Below are 17,387 nucleotides of genomic sequence, written 5' to 3'. Positions count from 1 at the left end.
CGTGCAACGCATGCAAGCAAGCCGCTTCTTCAGCCAAGGATCCTCCATGATCGACCTGCTTCACAGTCTCGATGGCCCGTCCGACCTGCGTCGCCTCGACCCCAGCCAACTGCCGCAACTGGCGCACCAATTGCGGACCTTTCTGCTGGACAGCGTTGCGCGCACGGGCGGGCATCTGTCACCGAACCTGGGCGTCGTTGAACTGACGATCGCCCTGCACTATGTCTTCGACACCCCGCACGATCGTATCGTCTGGGACGTAGGCCACCAGACCTACGCGCACAAGATACTGACGGGCCGTCGCGACCGCATGCACACCATGCGCCAGGCTGGCGGCCTGTCGGGCTTTCCGGTGCGCGAGGAGTCCCCGTTCGACGCATTCGGCACCGCCCACTCGAGCACCTCCGTCTCGGCCGCGCTGGGGATGGCGCTCGCCTCCAGGCAGCAGCGCCACGAACGCCATGCGATCGCCGTGATCGGCGATGGCGCGATGAGCGCGGGCATGGCGTTCGAGGCCATGAACAATGCGGGCGTCGAGCGCGACTTGCCGTTCATCGTGATCCTGAACGACAACGCCATGTCCATTTCGGCGCCCGTGGGCGCCCTCAGTGGCCATCTCGCGCGCCTGATGTCGGGCCCCTTCTACACGGCGCTACGCACGGGGGTCGAACAGGCGCTGCTCGCCACTCCCCCGTTGCGCGGCATGGCGCAGCGCCTCGAAGCGCAGGTCAAGGGACTGCTGCTGCCGTCGACGCTTTTCGAGGCGCTGGGTTTCAACTACATCGGTCCAGTGGACGGCCATGACCTCGGGGCGCTGGTGTCCACGCTGCGAAACATGAAAAACCTGCGCGGCCCTCAACTGCTGCACGTCGTGACCCGCAAGGGCATGGGGTACGCGCCTGCCGAAGCCGATCCCGTGCGGTATCACAGCCCGGGACGCTTCGATCCTTCCCGTGGGGTCACCGCGGCCGCGGTACCGCCCCCCAAGACCTACTCGCAGGTGTTCGGCGAATGGCTCTGCGACGTTGCCGAACAGGATACGCGCGTGGTCGGCATCACGCCGGCGATGTGCGAAGGCTCGGGGATGGTGGCGTTCGCCAAGCGGTTTGCGTCACGCTACTACGACGTGGGCATCGCCGAGCAGCACGCCGTGACCTTCGCGGCGGGCCTCGCAGCGGAAGGCTTGAGGCCGGTGGTCGGCATCTACTCGACCTTTCTGCAGCGCTCCTATGACCAGGTCATTCACGATGTCGCGCTACAGAACCTGCCCGTCGTCTTTGCGATCGACCGCGCGGGCATCGTCGGGGCCGACGGCGCCACCCACCTCGGCGCCTACGACCTGGCCTTCCTGCGCTGCATTCCCAACCTGACGGTGATGACGGCGTCGGACGAGAACGAATGTCGGCAGATGCTCTACACGGCGCTGCAGCAACCGAATCCGACGGCCGTGCGCTACCCGCGTGGCGCCGGGGCGGGCGTGGCCACCATGGCGCAGATGCAGACCATCCCGATCGGCAAGGGCGAGATCCGCCGCACCACCACGCGGCCCGCGGGCGGGCGCCTGGCCATCCTTGCCTTCGGTCCGATGGTCGCCCCCGCCCTGGCGGCCGCCGAGAAGCTGGACGCGACGGTGGTCAACATGCGTTTCGTGAAACCGATCGATGCGCGACTGGTCCGGCAGATGGCAAGTACCCACGATGCCCTGGTCACCCTCGAAGAAGGCTGTGTCATGGGCGGAGCGGGTTCGGCGTGCGTGGAAGCCATGCTGGCTGGCGACACGCTTCGCCCCGTGCTGCAACTGGGGCTTCCAGACAGTTTCATCGACCATGGCGAGCGCGCTGCCCTGCTCGCCGAATGCGGCCTGGATGGCGCCGGCATCATCCGTTCCATCCGCGAACGCTTTTCGGACCTGTTGGCGCAGACACCGGTTTCGGCGGTGCCCGCACCGTGATAGCCAATGTCCTCACGATCGCAGGCACCGATCCTAGCGGTGGTGCTGGCATTCAGGCCGACCTGAAGACCTTTTCGGCCCTGGGTGCCTATGGCATGAGCGTCATCACGGCGGTCGTGGCGCAGAATACGCAAGGTGTGCGTCGCTTCGTCCCCCTGGCGCCCGATTTCGTTGCCGAGCAGATCGAGGCCGTATTCGACGATGTGCGTGTCGATGCCGTGAAGATTGGCATGGTGGCCAACGCCGGCATTGTCGAAGCCATCGAGCAGTGTCTACGCAAGCGGGCCCGCTGCCCCATCGTTCTGGACCCCGTCATGGTCGCGAAAAGCGGTGATTTGCTGTTGGCACCAGAAGCGGTCGCGGCCGTTCGGGAGCGCCTGATTCCACTGTCCACCCTGATCACCCCGAATCTGCCCGAGGCCGGTGTGCTCCTGCAGGACAAAGAACCACGATCGCTGGAAGAGATGCAGGTGGCGGTGACTGAAATGGCGCGACTGGGCGCGGATTGGGTGCTGCTCAAGGGTGGGCACCTGGAGGGTCGACGGAGCATCGATCTGCTGACCGGAGGTGGCCGCACACTGGCATTGGACGCGCCGCGCATCGCTACCCGCCATTCTCACGGAACGGGCTGTACGCTTGCCGCCGCGATCACCGCCCTGCTGCCCGGATCGCCCCTGCCGTTATCGGTCTCCCGCGCCAAGGAATACCTGACGGCCGCGCTGGGCGCCGCCGATCAGTTGCAGGTGGGGAGCGGCCACGGACCGGTTCATCATTTCCATGCCCTGTGGAAATGAGCGGTATCCCTTCCGAGATGGAGTCAACTCGGCATCAGGTTTACCAACTGGGCAAACGCGTTCTGACTCGTTGACAACATCCACGGTTTTGCTATTGAAAGGAAAAGAAATTGCTGACTATCCGCGAAGATGACATGACTGAACCTCAGACACTGGAGCTTCTGGCACTTCATTTGTCAGGCATGCATGCCGACTCGCCAAAGGGAAATGTCTTTGCCCTGGACCTCTCGGGTCTTCGTGTGCCAGAGGTGACACTGTGGAGTGCCTGGTCGGCTGGCAGGATAGCGAGTATCGGCGCCCTGAAGAGGCTTCCCGATGGCAACGGCGAAGTGAAATCGATGCGTACACATCCTGATTTCATTCGCCGGGGAGCGGCGACTGCCATCCTGGATCACATCATCCTGACCGCTCGCGCGAGACAAATGCGGCGCCTAAGCCTTGAAACCGGGAGCGGCAGTGCGTTTGAACCGGCACTTGCTCTGTACCGGGCCAAGGGCTTTCGGTCGGGCGGGCCGTTTGGAACATATCAGGCCAACGGCTTCAGTCAGTTCTTGCATCTCGATCTTTAACCGGGTGATGCAAGGCGCAGCTCAGCCTTTGTGGCGAGCGGGCTTGCCCGCGCTCGGCTGCACAGCAGCCGCAAACCGGACAAATCGATTCATCCTGCCAGGCTGGTGTGTCGGTTTCAGTGCCGCTTCGCGCCCCAACGCGGGCTTGACCGGAGGTCGCGCCGCCGCGCTGGAGCACGTAGCGCTTGGTTACCGCGATACTGCCTGCGCAATCGGGGCGGCGGTTTTTACGGCTGCCATGCAGCCGAGCGCGGGCAAGCCCGCTCGCCATAAGGATGGCAGGCCCCGCAGTTTCAGCGCTTGGCGTAACGATCCGCTCCCCAGCGTTTGACCGCTGCATTGAAAGGCCGATGAGGCATTCCCTCGCGGAGCGTGGGAACGATCATTTCAGACGTCCGCCGATTTCAGTCACCATTCCCGGCAATGGTGATGTAGTCGGTATACACCTGCGGCGCGCCGGAGAAGGACGCCAGTTGCCGCCATTCCTCGTACATGCGCTCGCTCTCCTGGTGCTCGCGTACGAAAGTCAGGGCCCTTTGCGTCGACACGTCCAGTTCCGGGTGGAAGGAATCCAGCGATTCCAGGCTCTCGATCTCCAGCATCACCGCGTACTGGTCCAGGCGGTTGCCGCCCTGCCCCTTGAGCATGTGGAACTTCCAGCCCGGGTAATCTTCAATGCGCTGGATATTGCCGGTGATGAAGTCCTCGAAGGTCTGCGCCGACACCCCGGAGCGCAGCGCCAGATTATGGATGCCCACCACCCGCTCCACCGGTTTTTCGCCGGCCACGGCACGATAGTTGGGCCCTTCGGCCAGGGAGCTGTTGGCGTTCTGCGCCAGCAGCGAATAGGTGGAAAAGAGGGTCGGCAGTTCGGCGAAGGTCGCGAAGGTTTTCCATTCGCCGATCAGTTCCAGCGCTTCGTCATGCTGCAGCCAGAACTCGCGGGCATGGGCGGTCTGGTCGCCATTGCGGTCGATGTAATGGGCGTATGCTTCGGCGCTGGGCGCCTCGAACAGCATCAGGTACTGGTTCTGCCGTTCGCCGCGCAGGCCCTTGAGCAATGTCCAGCGCCAGCCGGGATAGGCCGGGATGGCAACGCCGCGCTGGCGCACGAAATCCTCGAAATCCTTGGCCGTCACGCCCTTTTTCAGGTTGAGCCCAATGTAGTGCAGGCTGAATACCGCGGCGGATGCTTGATTCATGATGACTCCATGGATGAACAACGTCGGAATGAAGATAAGTGGTGTCTAGCGTGCAGCCTTCGTGAGGGGCCTGGCGCTGGCGCCGACCAGCAGCAGGATCACCGCCCCGACGCCAAAGGCCGTGGTCAGGCTGGCATGCCGGGCGACCAGGCCGATCAGCGCCGGGCCGCAGAGCAACCCGCTGTAGCCGACCAGGGTCACGGCCGACAGGGCCATGCCCGAGGGCACCCGGGGGTGATTGCCGGCGGTGCTGAACAGAATCGGCACGATGTTGGCCAGGCCCAGGCCCGTCAGGACGAAACCGCCCAGTGCCACCGCCGGCAGATCGATCGAGACGACCAGCAGCAGGCCGATGGCGGCGCAGCCGGCACCGGTCATCAGCGTGCGCCCCTGCCCCACGGCGTTGACCAGGCGATCGCCCCGGAGTCGGCACAGTGCCACGGCCAGGGCGTAGAAGGTGTAGCCGAAGCCGGCGTGGCTCTTGTCCAGGCCCCGCTCGCTGTGCAGCAACACCGCCGACCAGTCGAGCATCGCCCCTTCGAGCATGAAGATGAAAAAGCACAGCAGCGCGATGAACAGCAGGCTCGGCTGGCCTAGCGCCTGCAAAACGCCCCCGGACTCGGCGGACTCGCGGAGCTGCCGACCCAGCAGGTGCGGGGCGGCCTGCACCAGCAGCACCGCCATCAGCAGCACCACCACCAGGGCCACCGGCAGAGGCTCCAGCCCCGCCCACAGCAGCAGGCTGACGCCGCCCGCCCCGGCGACGCTGCCGAGGCTGTAGAAACCATGGAAACCGGACATCTTCACCTGTCCGCTGTCGCGCTCGACGATCACCGCCTGGGCGTTCATCGACACGTCGAGCAGGCCGTTGGCCGCGCCGAACAGCAGCAGGGCCACGGCAATCGTCGGCATCGCGCTGGCATAGAGCAGGAACGGCAGTGCCAGGCACAACAGCGTGGCGCAGGCCAGGATCACGGCCCGGCAGCCGAACCGGGCGACGGCCCGCCCGCTGAACGGCATCGCCAGCATGGACCCGGCGGCAATGCAGAACAGCAGCAGGCCCAGGGTGTCGTCGCCGATAGCCAGGCGCGCCTTGACAAAGGGAATCAGCGGCGCCCAGGCAGCCATGCCCAGCCCGGCGACGAGAAAGATACGACGGGTGGCCTGCTGCTGGCGCAGATTGCCCGCCCATTGCGAATCGAGCAGTCGGGTCGTCAAGGGGCGGTCACCTCCAGGCTCTGCGCCACCGACAGGTAGTCGGTGTAGATCTGCGGCGAGCCGGAGAACGACGCCAGTTGCTTCCACTCCTCGTACATCTGCTTGGTGTCGCGGTGGGCCCGGGCGAATTTCGCCGCCTCGTCGGTGGCGATATCCGGCTCGGGGTAGAACACATCCAGCGCTTCGAGGCTGGCGATCTCCATCATCACCACATACTGGTCCAGGCGATTGCCACGCTCGCCCTTGAGCAGGTGGAACTTCCAGTCCGGGTAGTCCTCGATGCGCTGATGGTTCTCGGCGATGAAGGTTTCGAAGGTCTGTGCCTGGACATCCGCACGCAGCGCCAGGTTGTGGATGCCGATCACCCGGGCGATAGGCGGCTGCCCTGCCCGCTCCTGGTAACGTGGGCCCGGTGCCACTGTGCTCTTGCGGTTTTCGGCCAGCAGCCGGTAGTCGGTAAAGAGCGTCGGCAGTTCGGCGTAGGTGCCGTAGCGCTGCCATTCACCGAGGATATCCCGGGCCTGTGGGCGCTCGCGCCAGAACTGGCGGGCCCGTTCGGTCTTGTTGCCGTCGGCGCCGACATACAGGTCACGCTGCCCGGCACTGGCGATCTCGAAAAGCATCAGGTACTGCCCGGCCCGTTCGCCCCGCAGCCCGCGCAGCAGGGTCCAGCTCCAGCCCGGGTAACAGGGAATGTGCACGCCCTTCTCGCGCACGAAGGTTTCGAACTGCTCCGGCGTCACCCCGGCCTCGGTATCGATGGCGATATAGTGGAGGCTGAAGACCGGGACGGATTTGCCGTTGTGCTCTTGCATCGACGTGCTCCTCAGGCTTGGGGTGCGGTGAACTGGGTATTGATGATGGCTTCCACCAGGGTCACGCCATTGGGCGTCAGCCGCACCCGATCGCCCTCGACGCAGACCAGCGCCTTGTCCACCAGCGTCTTGAGGGTTGCGCTGATGATCGGGTTGTCGTGGTAGCTGCGCCCGTCGAAACGCCGGCGGAACACCTGGTCGTCCACCGGCACCAGGGTGGAAAGCGCCATCTTGAAGGCGTTCACTTCACGCTGCAGCGGCGAGACGCCCCGGCTTTCGTCGATGGGCAGGCGGCCTTCGTCCAGCGCCTGCTTGTACCTGGCGTAGCCGGTGATGTTGATCGCCTCGGCGCGGGTGCATTTGGAGCTGCCGCCCAGACCGATCGCCACCTCGGGGTACTGGGTTTCGAGGTCGGTGATCAGGCCTTTCCATTTTTCCGCCGGCAGGGGGTTCTGGTGGAAGTACATGGTCGGGTGCTCGCGATAGCCGGGTGCCAGGTACTGCTCCACCAGCTCGCGCATCTGGTACTGCTTGCCCAGGCCGGGGAAGGTCATGTCGTTCATGCTGATCAGGCCCTTGCGCTGCCAATGGCTCTGCTTTTCGCCGGAGACCCCGGTGCGGGTCTTCATGAACTCCTCCATGTGCAGTTTGCTGATCACCACGTGGGACAGTTCCAGCGCCAGGGCCTTCTGCATGTCGTACTTCACATCGTCGACGCTCTGGCCGAGCATGCCGTAGATCAGGTCGACACTGACCCACTCCAGGCCGATGGCACGGGCGTGGTGGATGGTGTCCACGCACTCCTCGGCCGAATGCATACGCCCGCAGGCGGCAATGATGCGATCGTCGAAGGACTGCGCGCCGAAGCTGATCTTGGTGAAGCCCAGCTCCTTGAGCAGCGACAGGTACTCCCTGTTCAGCGTGCCCGGCTCGCCCTCGAAGCGCAGGGTCGCGGCCGAGAAGTTGAAGTGGCTGCGGTAGAACGCCATCAGCCGGCGCAACTCCGACTCCGGCAGCAGCGAAGGCGTGCCGCCGAAGATATTGAACTCGCCGACCTCGGCCTGGGCTAGGCTCGGTACCTGCTCCAGCCACAGGCCGGCTTCCTTGATGTTGTAGTCCACCACGTCGCGGAACACGACCTGGGACGAGGCCGCTCCGGGGTTGAGGATCACCGTCGGGTACTGACAGAAATGACAGCGGTAGCGACAGGTGGGAATGTAGGCCCACAGATGGATCTGCCGGGCCTGGCGGATTTCCCGATCCATGTCCGCGAAGAACGACGGCAATGGGTAGCCGGCGATATCGCCGGGAAACACATGGCAGCCGAACGGGTCGTTGAACACGTACTCCAGGAAGTCGCCGTTGTCCGGGTGCGCGAGGAACGCCTGGACCCGCGGCACCGGGTAGTTCGGATCGATATCGTGCAGTGAGTGCAAGGCTTCGCCGTTCATCAGAACACCCCCCCGTTGGCAAAATAGTTGTGGGCTTCGCCGGACTCGCGGTCCTCGGCGAAGTAGTAGACGAAACGCTCGAAATCCTCGGGCGCGACCTTGTCGAGGCAGGCTGGCAATGGCGGCGGGTAACCGATGTCCTCGCCCACGGCGCGGCGCAGGGCGCTGAAGATTTCCTCGCGGAACTCGAAGTACAGCCGGTAGGACGGGGTCTTGTAGGCGTGGATCGGCTTGAAGTCGATCACCCGCGACTGCTGCTTGATCTCGTGGATGCGCCGGTACAGGCGGTCCGCCACCGGCTCGCCGAAGAACGCCCGGACCGCCGGGTTTTCCAGCAGGATGTGCGGGTTGAGCAGCGCCGGCAGCACGATGTTCTTCGGCACGTAGTCCTTGATCGAATACTCCCAGGCCTGCAACGACTCGGCAGGCGTGGTGTCGCGAAGTGTCGCAGCCTGCCCTTCGACCTCCGGACGCACGTCCTTCATGATGATAATGCCGTCCTGGCCGTAGGCATTGCCGGTGATCACCTCGTCGAGAATGGTGTCCACCCGCCGGCTGTTGATCTCGATACGCGACTCGTGGGCGTAGACCGGCTTGCCGCCCCAGGCGATCACCCGGATACCGAAGTCCCAGTCATCGGAAAGGTGCTCGACGAAGCGGCCGTTTTCCAACTGGTAGAAGATCTCGATACCGCCGACCTGGTCGTAGAGCTTGCGTTCGACGGCAAAACCCTTGCCGTCCGGGAAGCCGCCGAACAGCGAGAAGGACATTTCGCGGCAACGCAGGGTCTTCTGGATCTCGTTGTACAGGTTTGGCCGCTGACGGAAATGTGCTTCGTTGTAGTAGTAGTTGCAGGTGCCCAGGTCGCCGTTCTCGGCAATCATCCTGGCAATCAGCGCGTGCAGCCAATACGGGTCGACGGTGCAGTCGGCATCGGCGGAGGCGATGTAGTGCCGGCGACTGCCCCCCAGGCGGATATCCCGCTCTTTCGAACGCAACGAAGCATAGTCCATGCCGCGCTTGCGGGCGGAAGACACCCCCTGGGTGCGTTCCTGGATCACATGGATATCCAGGGACGGATTGCGTTTCTTGAAACGGTTGATCTTTTCCACTGAATCGTCGGTGGAGTTGTTGTCGACAAAGATCAGTTCGTAACTGGCATGGGTAATCAGATTATCCCGGGTTTTCTGCTGAAACAGTGAATCGAGTACCACATCGATCCGGTCACTTTCGTTATAGAGCGGCAGCACGACCGAAACAAAAACTGTATCACGCATGGTTCCTCCGCAAGTACTCAGATCAAGCATGTCCATGACACTGTTGGAAAGTACACGCCGACCAATGGAAAAGTTGCGCTGGGCGACCTGTTCCATTCGCGCCTTGTCATTGAGCAACTGGTAGACGTCTTCGATGAAATTTTCGTCGGGCAGGCCATCATGCGCTTGCGAAATCGCCATGATCGGCGCCTCGAAACCATGTTGGCCATATACTTCCTGGTAGTACTCGTAGTTCGTGGCGATATAACAGCGCTGACTGCTGATGGCCTCGCCCACGGGGTTTCCATAACTGTCATAACCCCAGGACGTCAGGAACGAAACCAGATCGCAGGAATGATAAAGATCCTCGATGGTGAGGGTCTTTTCATTCGATGGCATATAGTCATGGGACAATGCGCCAACGAACTTGATATAAGCTTCAACTTCGAGTTCGCGGGCCAGCCGGTTCAACTCGGCAAAGTAATCCGGATGTTCTCCGGGATCGCCCGCCAGTGCCAGGTACACCCGGCGCCGGCTGCCGGCCTGGGCGAAACGCCGGTTCAGCCGCTGCACCAGGTGGATGTCACGGTCCTGACGCTTTTGCGGAATGATCCGCGTGGTGCGGGCGATCAGCAGGTCGCTGTCGCGGATATCCAGGCTTTCCTTGATGCCGGTGTAGCGGCGCTTACCACTGAAGTCATAGGTGTTCCTGCGCACCTCGACTTGCACCCGGTAATCGCACCAGTGTTCGAGCTTTTCCTTCAGGCCGTTGTTGAGGGTGACATAGGTGATATGGGGCGAAGGGCGGGGCTTGATCGCATGGGGATAGGGCTCGGGGCCGTATTTCAGCACGGTCTTTTCGCTGCTCCACATCAGGTCGTGGTCGCGCCAGATGACGAAACGACCCAGGCCGTGCCGCTCCCCGTAACGCTCGATGGTCAGGTACAGGGCCTGGGTATAGATGATGTTCTCCGGCAGCGTGGCGTTTTCCACGATGACATGGCGGATATCGAGCTGTTCCCACAATTGGATCATGCGCTGCGACAGCACCTGGGCCGATTCGCCGATGGCCGTGAGCAGGTGCTGTTGTTCTTCCCGGGATACCTGGATCTTTTGCGCGATGAGGATGTTGTGGACATGCTCGATGAAGTCCACGTTGTAATAAGGCACGCTCTCGATATCCTCGATACGCACCAGGTTGAAGATATCCCGGTAGATATCCTTTTCATGAGTGTAGGGCTTTTTAAAGTTGCCTTTGTCGACCTTTATTTCATAGCCCAGGTCGAGGTGCGAAGCAATCCCCTTGTGCAAGAGATATTTCGCCAGTTTCAAGGCTTCGACGGTGATACCGGAAACTGCAACGGCGTCGAATGATATGAATATCGCTCCAGCAGGCATGACAATACCTCTCGAACCAATAGAAGTGTATTGGTCTTCATGGAATAAAATGACCAGCTTTTTAACAGCGCGTAGCGATACGAAATGACCTGTTGTCATCCCGGCGCTGCCAGTTGGATAACTCGTGGCAGCTCAAATGGCAGGTTTCAGGCGCACTTGTCCCTTGACTATTGATCAGTTGTCAACCTGACCAGCCAGTAGCGTAGGGCGCGGATCATTCAGGATGGAGGCGGGAAATACAGTGGTGGTCTGACGGTCTTCACGTGATGGTGGCTCATGCTCTTTCCCCTTCCCTTTTCAGGTTCTTGTTTTGAAAATTTGATGGGTGGCGCTGAGTAACATTTCGTAAAGAACATACTCGTCTGTACGAGTCAAAGCAACCGTCCTACAGACATTTTTTCAGACTGTCGCTTTTATCGAGGGCAACTAAGAAAAGACAGAAACTGGCATTAAATTGCCATTATTGCGAAGCGGATAATGCAACGGCCTGGTTGCGCAGCAGGCGTAACCAGGCCCGGGAACTCGATTGTTTTTTGTCCTGGGAAACCGCTCTATACCGCTGCGGCTTGCCAGCCCAGGGTCTGCAGAGCCTCCAGCAGGCGCTTGCCCTCCAGCATCGGCACCTCGCGCCCGTCCCCTGCCCGCATCGAGCGTCCGGCCAGCAGCGCGTTGATGATCGCCTCCTCGACCGCCTCGGCGGCGGCCGCGAACAGCGGCGAGATGTGGTCGTTATTGACCATCTCGACCCGAGAGATCCGGGGCAGATCACGACGGTTGTAATCGGCTGGCGCCAGCCCCGTGTTGCCGGTCGAGAACGCCAGGAAGATATCGCCGCTGGAGTCGTCCGTGCCTCCGCCCGTACGGGCAATGCCCACCGAGGCGCGCTGCGCCAGGCGTTGGCACTGATGCGGCAGCAGCGGCGCATCGGTGGCCAGCACCACCACGATCGAGCCCATGCCCGGGGTATCCTGCTCGGCGAAGGGCGACGGCGAATCCGGCAGTACCCGGCCTACGGGATAGCCGTCGACCCGCAGCTCGCGGCGCTGGCCGTGGTTGGCCTGGACAAAGGCGCCCACCGTCCAGCCCCCCTGCTCCGCCGGCAATTCCCGTGAAGCGCTACCGATGCCGCCCTTGAACTCATGGCATATCATGCCGGTCCCGCCGCCGACGGCGCCCTCCACCACCGGCCCGCCGCTGGCCGCCGCCAACGCCTGCTCCACCAGTTCGGCAGTCACATGCTGGCCCCAGATGTCGTTCAACACGCCATCGTAGGTTTCCATCACCACCGGCATGCACCAGTAGGTCGACGTGTCCGCCAGGGTCGCATGCTCATGGGCGATCAGCGCGTCACGTACCACCCCGACGCTGTGGGTGTTGGTGGTGGCGATCGGCGTGGTCAGCAGGCCCGCTTCGCGAATCCACTCCAGCCCCGTGGCATCGCCATTGCCGTTGAGCACATGGCAGCCGGCGAAACAGGGCTGATAGCGCGCGGCACCGGCACGCGGCTCGACGATGCTGACGCCGGTGCGCACGGGCTTGCCATCATGCGTCTTGTCCAGCGTGGCATGGCCGACCCGCACGCCGGGTACGTCGGTGATCGCGTTGAGGGGACCCGGTTTTCCAAGGCCCAGGGTGATACCAAAGTCGCGTGCTCGCATCGTTTCTCTCGCTTAAAGTTTCTGGAAAGCCGGGCTCAACTTGCCATAGGTGCCGTAGAGCACCACGGAAGTGAGCAGGATACCCAGAATGACAAAGATATCTCGGCTGGAGGCGGCACCCAGCAAGGTGACCAACAGGTATCCGGCGCCGATCACCGCCGCCACGGCCGGCAGCGGCCACAGCGGCATCCGGTACGGGTGCTCGCGGTCGCGGCGCAGCACCCGGCTGAACAGCGCGCACAGGCCCACCACCAGGTAGACGCAGAGGATCAGCAGCACGGTGAACGACGTGAGCTCCGACAGGTTGGAACTGAAGGTCAACGCCGCCGAAGGCACCGCCAGGAACAGCGTCGCCAGCCAGGGCGAGTCCCACCGGGAGTGGATGCGAGTGAAGGCACGGTTCAGGGACGGCATCCACAACTCGTCACGCCCGCTGCTGTAGATCACCCGGCCGATCTGGATCACCAGGGCGATGATGGCGTTGAACACCGACAGGAAGATCCCGGCACTGACCAGTCGGGACAGTGTTTCGTTACCGTGGGCCGTCAGCAGGTAGCCGATGGGATCGGGGCTGGCCAGCATGGCTTCCAGCGACGGTGCGCCCACCAGCAGCGCAATCAGCGGAATCAGTTCGATCGCCACCACCAGCACCAGCGACCACAGGACAGCCTTGGCGATGCCCTGACCTCCACACTTCATGTCTTCGGCGAGCAACACGGCGCCGCCATAGCCATTGAAGGAGAACAGCGCAGTGCCGACGGCACCGATCACCAACGCCCAGGGCGCCGCGCGCAACACGCCATTGTCGAGCATGAGCGGGTTGAGCAGGCTGCCGACCGGCTGTTGGGCATGGCCGAAGCCCAACACCACGATGACCATCAGCGCCGCCACCTCGAGCAGCAGGCAACTGCCGGTGACCCAGGCGTTGAGCTTGATGTTGAGAATCCCGAGCAGATAACTCAGGGCCACGATCGCCAGGGCAACCGTCTGCCCGTCGAACTGCGTACCCAGTGCCGCGTTGAGGTAAGTCGCCGCACCAGTCGCCAGCACCGGTGGAATGAACAGCAGCATCGTCAGCACGGTCAGGAACGTGGCGTAACCGGCCATACCGCCAAACACCCGCTTGGCGAACACGTACTCGCCACCCGCGGCACTGTGCGCCCGGCCCAGTTCGGCGTAGCACAGGGCAAACATCAGCGCCAGCACGCCGCCCAGGATGAATGCCCAGATCACTCCGGTGCCGGACTGGGCGATCGCAAATGGCGCAATGACGAAGACGGAACTGGCGGGCGTCACCGAGGACACGGTGATGGCGACGACATCGGGCACGCTCAGCGTCGGTTTGAGCTCAGGGGATGGTGCGGTCATAGGTTCATCCTCACGTTGTTGTTGGTGTTGAGAGGCAGAACTCGAATTCGATGAATGGCGGGCTCGCCGGCCCGCTTGATAGCTCCGCAATCTAGGCAGGTAGCCCGGCCCGGACAATTCCCCCTAGGGGGTACCCCCGTTGACAGCCACGGCAAATCGGGCGCCAATGCCCTACCCGTTTCAAGGACGCAGCCGTGGACATTCTCTTCAACGAAGTCGCCAGCCACACCGCGCTGGCGCGCACGATCGAGCAGATTGGCAGCCCGCGTTTCTGGCGCCAACTGATCCTGCTGCTGCGCCATTGGGTACCGTTCGACAACGCGCTGGCGATTCACTTCCCTGCCCAGGGCGCGCCCCATGTGCTCGAGGAGTACGATGCCGCGCCGGCACCGGCGGCGGGAGAGTTGTATCTCGATGGCTTGTACCTGCTGGACCCGTTCTACCAGGCCGCTCGCGAAGGCTTGGCCAGTGGTTTCTATCACCTTGAGGAGGTCGCGCCGGACCATTTCTGGCAGACGGACTATTACCTTAACTACTTCCAGGACCATGTGCTGGTGGATGAAGTGCAGTTTCTGCTGCAGGTGCCGGATGGCGTGATCTCCGTGTCGCTGGGCATGTGCCGGGCGTTCGAGTCGGCGGAACTGGGGAAACTGAGCCTGGTCGGTGGCTGGGTGCTGGCCCTGCTCGAGCAGAACTGGACCCGCATCGGCATTTCCATGCCGTTGCAGCCACCGGTGGGCGATGCGCTGGCGAAGTTTGGCCAGGGCGTGTTGTCGGAGCGGGAGCTGGAAATCGCCCGGCTGATTCTCCGGGGCTATTCATCGAAGGCCATGGCCCAGCGGCTGGGGATTTCACCGGAGACGATCAAGGCGCATCGGCGGCATTTGTACGCGAAGCTGGATATTTCCTCGCAGCCGGAGCTGTTTTCGGTGTTTATTCGGGAGTTGGGGTTTGAGGAACTGCCGAATCTGTGAAGTCGAAGCCGGAGGTGCAACAGGGAGTACAAATGCCCCCCAAAAAGTCCCGTCCGCAACCTCCAGCAAATGCACGCCCGCGCTGAGCTCGTCACCCTTGCGTTGTGCAGCGTGAAATGACGAGCTCCACTCATGAAGAACGAGCGTCATCATGGTCAAGAAAATTACCCCTGATCCACCGCCCTGCCACGTATCCAACCTTGAAGACCAAGCTGAAGCCCGCTGCGCATGATCAGCTCGACCGCTTCCGTCGCGGACATGAGGGCGGTATCGATGCTCAACGGCGCCTCTTCCCACGCTTCGTATTCATGTTCGAGCACCGATTGCCAGTTGGGTGGCGTCAGCCCCGCAACGTCGGCTTCCCGTGTTTCCACCCGGCGCCGATGTTCGTGCTTGTCGCTGCAGATCACCTGGATATTGACCAACCGAACGTCCGCCAGAGAGGCGATATCGCGCCATGCCTTTCGGCTTTCGCCCACCGGGTTGACACAATCGGCGATGACCCGGCGCCGCAAGCGCAGGTTGCTGAGTGCCAGGTCATTGGCGACCAGATAACCACTGCGGCCCACACCCTGTGCAAGCACGCCGGAATTACGGATCGCCTGCTCGATCGTGTCGATCCGCAGATAAACGGCGCCGGTTCTTTCCGCCAGCTCCTTGGCAATGGTCGTTTTTCCGGTGCCTGGCAGGCCGCTGAAGACGATGAGCATTCCCTGTCCCTGGGTTGTTGAGTCGTATGAGGCAGCCGGAACGGTTTGAAACGCCAACTGCCTCACTGGAAGTTCCTCTGGACTAGGCATCCAAAGCCAATCAATGGTCTTCAGGCTTCGAAATCCCTGTCGTGCGGCAAAAGCAGGCAGTCTGCCTGGGTGCCCGTGACGTCGGTTCCGTCAGGCTATCACTCCCTTCTGGCGCGTGCTTGTCGTTTACGACACATCCTCGTCCAACTGCGCCATCCAGGGCCCTCGGGAGTCGAATCCCGTGGAAGCCGGCTTTGCGGCGATGGCGATTTCCTGGGCGCCGCGGTCGCGCAGACAGGGTCGCCTGCGACGGTTCGTCGGAATGCCGACCGTGGCAAGCCGACTCCCACGGCGGTTGCAGAGTGCTCCGGCAAGCCGGTGACACCCGGGGACGTCGATTGCCTCTTGACTATCGACAGGAACTGGCCCAAACAATGGGGCATGCTGGCGCAATAATATCCACCCAGGGAAGGCAGCTTCAGAAGCAGGACTCGCGTTTTCCCTTGATAAGGTTGCCTGCCATGTTGAAATGCATAAAAACAACCGATCTCTGCGTTGGCATGTACATCAAGGAGTTGTGCGGTTCCTGGATGAACCATCCCTTTCTGAGGGGGCGGTTCATGCTCAGCAGCGAACAGGATCTGCGTCAGCTCCTGGGGTCTTCCGTCTCCCAGGTCTGGATCGACACCAGCAAGGGGCTCGACGTGCCGCCGGGCACGGCCAGCCTGTCTCCCGACGAGGTTGGCCGGAAGGCGGCCGAGCGCCTGGGGGGGATTGCCGAGAAAACCACCGTCATCCATTCGACCATGGAGGATGAACTGGCATCGGCCTTGAAGATCTGCCAGCGGTCCAAGGCGGCCGTGCTGGAGATGTTCAATCATGTGCGGATGGGCGCGCTGGTCGAACTCGATGGTGTCGATACGCTGGTCGACGACATCACCCGTTCCATCCACCGGCATCCCAATGCACTGATCAGCCTGGTGCGACTGAAGAAGGCCGATGAATACACCTACCTGCATTCGGTTGCCGTGTGTGCCTTGATGATCGGCCTTGCCCGCCAGCTCGGGCTTGCCGAGGATCTGGTGCACGAAGCGGGCATTGCCGGGTTGCTGCACGACATTGGCAAGGCCACCGTACCGGATGCCATTCTCAACAAGCCCGGGAAACTCGACGACGCCGAGTTCGACCTGGTTCGCCGGCACCCGCAGGCCGGCGGCGAGCTGCTGGTGCATAGCCAGCATGTCGGCGCGCTGGCGGTGGATGTCTGCCTGCACCATCACGAAAAGTTCGATGGCTCAGGCTATCCGTCCAACCTCAAGGGCGATCAGATCAGCCTGTTCGCCCGGATGGGCGCGGTGTGTGACGTGTACGATGCCATCACCTCCGACCGCCCCTACAAGAAGGGCTGGTGCCCTGCCGAGTCGATTCACAAGATGGCGGAGTGGCAGGGGCACTTCGACGAAAACCTTTTCAAGGCGTTCGTCCGTACCGTCGGCATCTACCCCGTGGGTTCCCTGATACGCCTCGAAAGCGGCGCGCTGGGAGTGGTGACCGAGCAGCATGAGCGGTCGCTGCTGACGCCCAAGGTCAAGGTGTTCTTCATGACCAAGGGCCGCACACCGATCCTGCCCCGAATCGTCGACCTCGCCAAGGTCTGCGGCACGGACAGGATCGTTGGCCGGGAGTCACCCGAAGCCTGGGGCTTTCGCAATATCGACGAGCTTTGGAAAGGCGCACTCTAGGCTTTGTCTGAAAAGTCTTGAGACGAAGGTCAGGCAAGGCGAAAACCGCCGAGGAACGGCCGGGGTCGCGCCCGACTTTACTGGAGTAAATGAGCATTCCGAGGCGGTTTTCAACGCAGCATCACCGAGTATCAAGATTTTTCAGACAGAACCTAGGCCCTGTGTGAAAGGCCTCTGCGACTGCCCTGGCGTGCTGGTTGCCGTCTAGGCCATGGACCCCGGGAGGGCATCGCGACGTGCCAGCGGGGAAC

At 62.4% G+C, this 17,387-nt stretch carries 13 protein-coding genes; 5 read left to right on the top strand and 8 right to left on the bottom strand.

Annotation, left to right across the window (positions count from 1 at the left end):
• Positions 1 to 46: 46 nt before the first annotated feature.
• The 3 genes from dxs (at position 47) to K675_RS0101865 (ending at position 3,314) form a co-directional block, all read left to right on the top strand.
• Positions 47 to 1,951: a 1-deoxy-D-xylulose-5-phosphate synthase gene (gene dxs / locus K675_RS0101875; RefSeq protein WP_017901811.1), complete on the top strand. Its 1,905-nt coding sequence runs from the start codon at positions 47 to 49 to the stop codon at positions 1,949 to 1,951.
• Entirely contained in the window at positions 1,948 to 2,745 is a 798-nt protein-coding gene (gene thiD, locus K675_RS0101870) for a bifunctional hydroxymethylpyrimidine kinase/phosphomethylpyrimidine kinase (RefSeq protein WP_017901810.1), read from the top strand. Before dxs ends, thiD begins: the two co-directional genes overlap by 4 nt.
• 110 nt (positions 2,746 to 2,855) lie before the next feature.
• Complete coding sequence (locus tag K675_RS0101865; protein WP_017901809.1) at positions 2,856 to 3,314, top strand: GNAT family N-acetyltransferase; 459 nt, start codon at positions 2,856 to 2,858, stop codon at positions 3,312 to 3,314.
• A 404-nt stretch (positions 3,315 to 3,718) separates the two neighbouring features.
• Here K675_RS0101865 and K675_RS0101860 read toward each other — a convergent pair whose 3' ends face one another.
• The 7 genes from K675_RS0101860 to K675_RS0101830 form a co-directional block, all read right to left on the bottom strand.
• The gene (locus tag K675_RS0101860; RefSeq protein ID WP_017901808.1) at positions 3,719 to 4,516 is read right to left on the bottom strand and encodes a hypothetical protein; all 798 of its coding nucleotides are present in this window, start codon (positions 4,514 to 4,516) and stop codon (positions 3,719 to 3,721) included.
• Positions 4,517 to 4,561: 45 nt separating this feature from the next.
• Entirely contained in the window at positions 4,562 to 5,734 is a 1,173-nt protein-coding gene (locus tag K675_RS0101855; protein ID WP_017901807.1) for an MFS transporter, read from the bottom strand.
• The gene (locus K675_RS0101850) at positions 5,731 to 6,549 is read right to left on the bottom strand and encodes a hypothetical protein (protein ID WP_017901806.1); all 819 of its coding nucleotides are present in this window, start codon (positions 6,547 to 6,549) and stop codon (positions 5,731 to 5,733) included. Before K675_RS0101850 ends, K675_RS0101855 begins: the two co-directional genes overlap by 4 nt.
• Positions 6,550 to 6,560: 11 nt before the next feature.
• The gene (locus K675_RS0101845; protein ID WP_017901805.1) at positions 6,561 to 8,000 is read right to left on the bottom strand and encodes a radical SAM protein; all 1,440 of its coding nucleotides are present in this window, start codon (positions 7,998 to 8,000) and stop codon (positions 6,561 to 6,563) included.
• Positions 8,000 to 10,567: a glycosyltransferase gene (locus K675_RS0101840; RefSeq protein WP_017901804.1), complete on the bottom strand. Its 2,568-nt coding sequence runs from the start codon at positions 10,565 to 10,567 to the stop codon at positions 8,000 to 8,002. The genes K675_RS0101845 and K675_RS0101840 overlap by 1 nt, the downstream gene beginning before the upstream one ends.
• A gap of 638 nt (positions 10,568 to 11,205) precedes the next feature.
• Positions 11,206 to 12,312 (bottom strand): P1 family peptidase, encoded by a 1,107-nt coding sequence (locus tag K675_RS0101835; RefSeq protein WP_017901803.1) that lies wholly within the window; start codon positions 12,310 to 12,312, stop codon positions 11,206 to 11,208.
• Positions 12,313 to 12,324: 12 nt separating this feature from the next.
• On the bottom strand, positions 12,325 to 13,680 hold the full coding sequence (locus K675_RS0101830) for an APC family permease (protein WP_017901802.1): 1,356 nt from the start codon (positions 13,678 to 13,680) through the stop codon (positions 12,325 to 12,327).
• 194 nt (positions 13,681 to 13,874) lie between these two features.
• Between K675_RS0101830 and K675_RS0101825 the strand changes: the two genes are divergently transcribed.
• Entirely contained in the window at positions 13,875 to 14,654 is a 780-nt protein-coding gene (locus K675_RS0101825; RefSeq protein WP_017901801.1) for a helix-turn-helix transcriptional regulator, read from the top strand.
• Between the two features lie 164 nt (positions 14,655 to 14,818).
• On the opposite strand, the gene K675_RS30265 is transcribed toward K675_RS0101825, so the two are convergent.
• A complete protein-coding gene (locus tag K675_RS30265) occupies positions 14,819 to 15,364 on the bottom strand; it encodes an AAA family ATPase (RefSeq protein WP_017901800.1) in 546 nt (181 codons plus the stop codon).
• Between the two features lie 551 nt (positions 15,365 to 15,915).
• Here K675_RS30265 and K675_RS0101815 point away from each other — a divergent pair.
• Positions 15,916 to 17,136, top strand: coding sequence for an HD-GYP domain-containing protein (locus K675_RS0101815; protein ID WP_026144839.1), 1,221 nt, complete (start codon positions 15,916 to 15,918; stop codon positions 17,134 to 17,136).
• Positions 17,137 to 17,387 lie beyond the last annotated feature (251 nt).

Origin of the sequence: Pseudomonas fuscovaginae SE-1 (assembly GCF_000364705.1) — a bacterium.
GTDB classification, from domain to species: Bacteria; Pseudomonadota; Gammaproteobacteria; order Pseudomonadales; family Pseudomonadaceae; genus Aquipseudomonas; species Aquipseudomonas fuscovaginae_A.
This window is presented reverse-complemented; position numbering and strand designations above follow the sequence as displayed.

Coding starts and splice junctions, on each gene's coding strand:
- dxs (WP_017901811.1), top strand. CDS start 47: ATGATCGACCTGCTTCACAGTCTCGATGGCCCGTCCGACCTGCGTCGC.
- K675_RS0101860 (WP_017901808.1), bottom strand. CDS start 4,516: ATGAATCAAGCATCCGCCGCGGTATTCAGCCTGCACTACATTGGGCTC.
- K675_RS0101850 (WP_017901806.1), bottom strand. CDS start 6,549: ATGCAAGAGCACAACGGCAAATCCGTCCCGGTCTTCAGCCTCCACTAT.
- K675_RS0101845 (WP_017901805.1), bottom strand. CDS start 8,000: ATGAACGGCGAAGCCTTGCACTCACTGCACGATATCGATCCGAACTAC.
- K675_RS0101835 (WP_017901803.1), bottom strand. CDS start 12,312: ATGCGAGCACGCGACTTTGGTATCACCCTGGGCCTTGGAAAACCGGGT.
- K675_RS0101830 (WP_017901802.1), bottom strand. CDS start 13,680: ATGACCGCACCATCCCCTGAGCTCAAACCGACGCTGAGCGTGCCCGAT.
- K675_RS30265 (WP_017901800.1), bottom strand. CDS start 15,364: ATGCTCATCGTCTTCAGCGGCCTGCCAGGCACCGGAAAAACGACCATT.
- K675_RS0101815 (WP_026144839.1), top strand. CDS start 15,916: ATGTTGAAATGCATAAAAACAACCGATCTCTGCGTTGGCATGTACATC.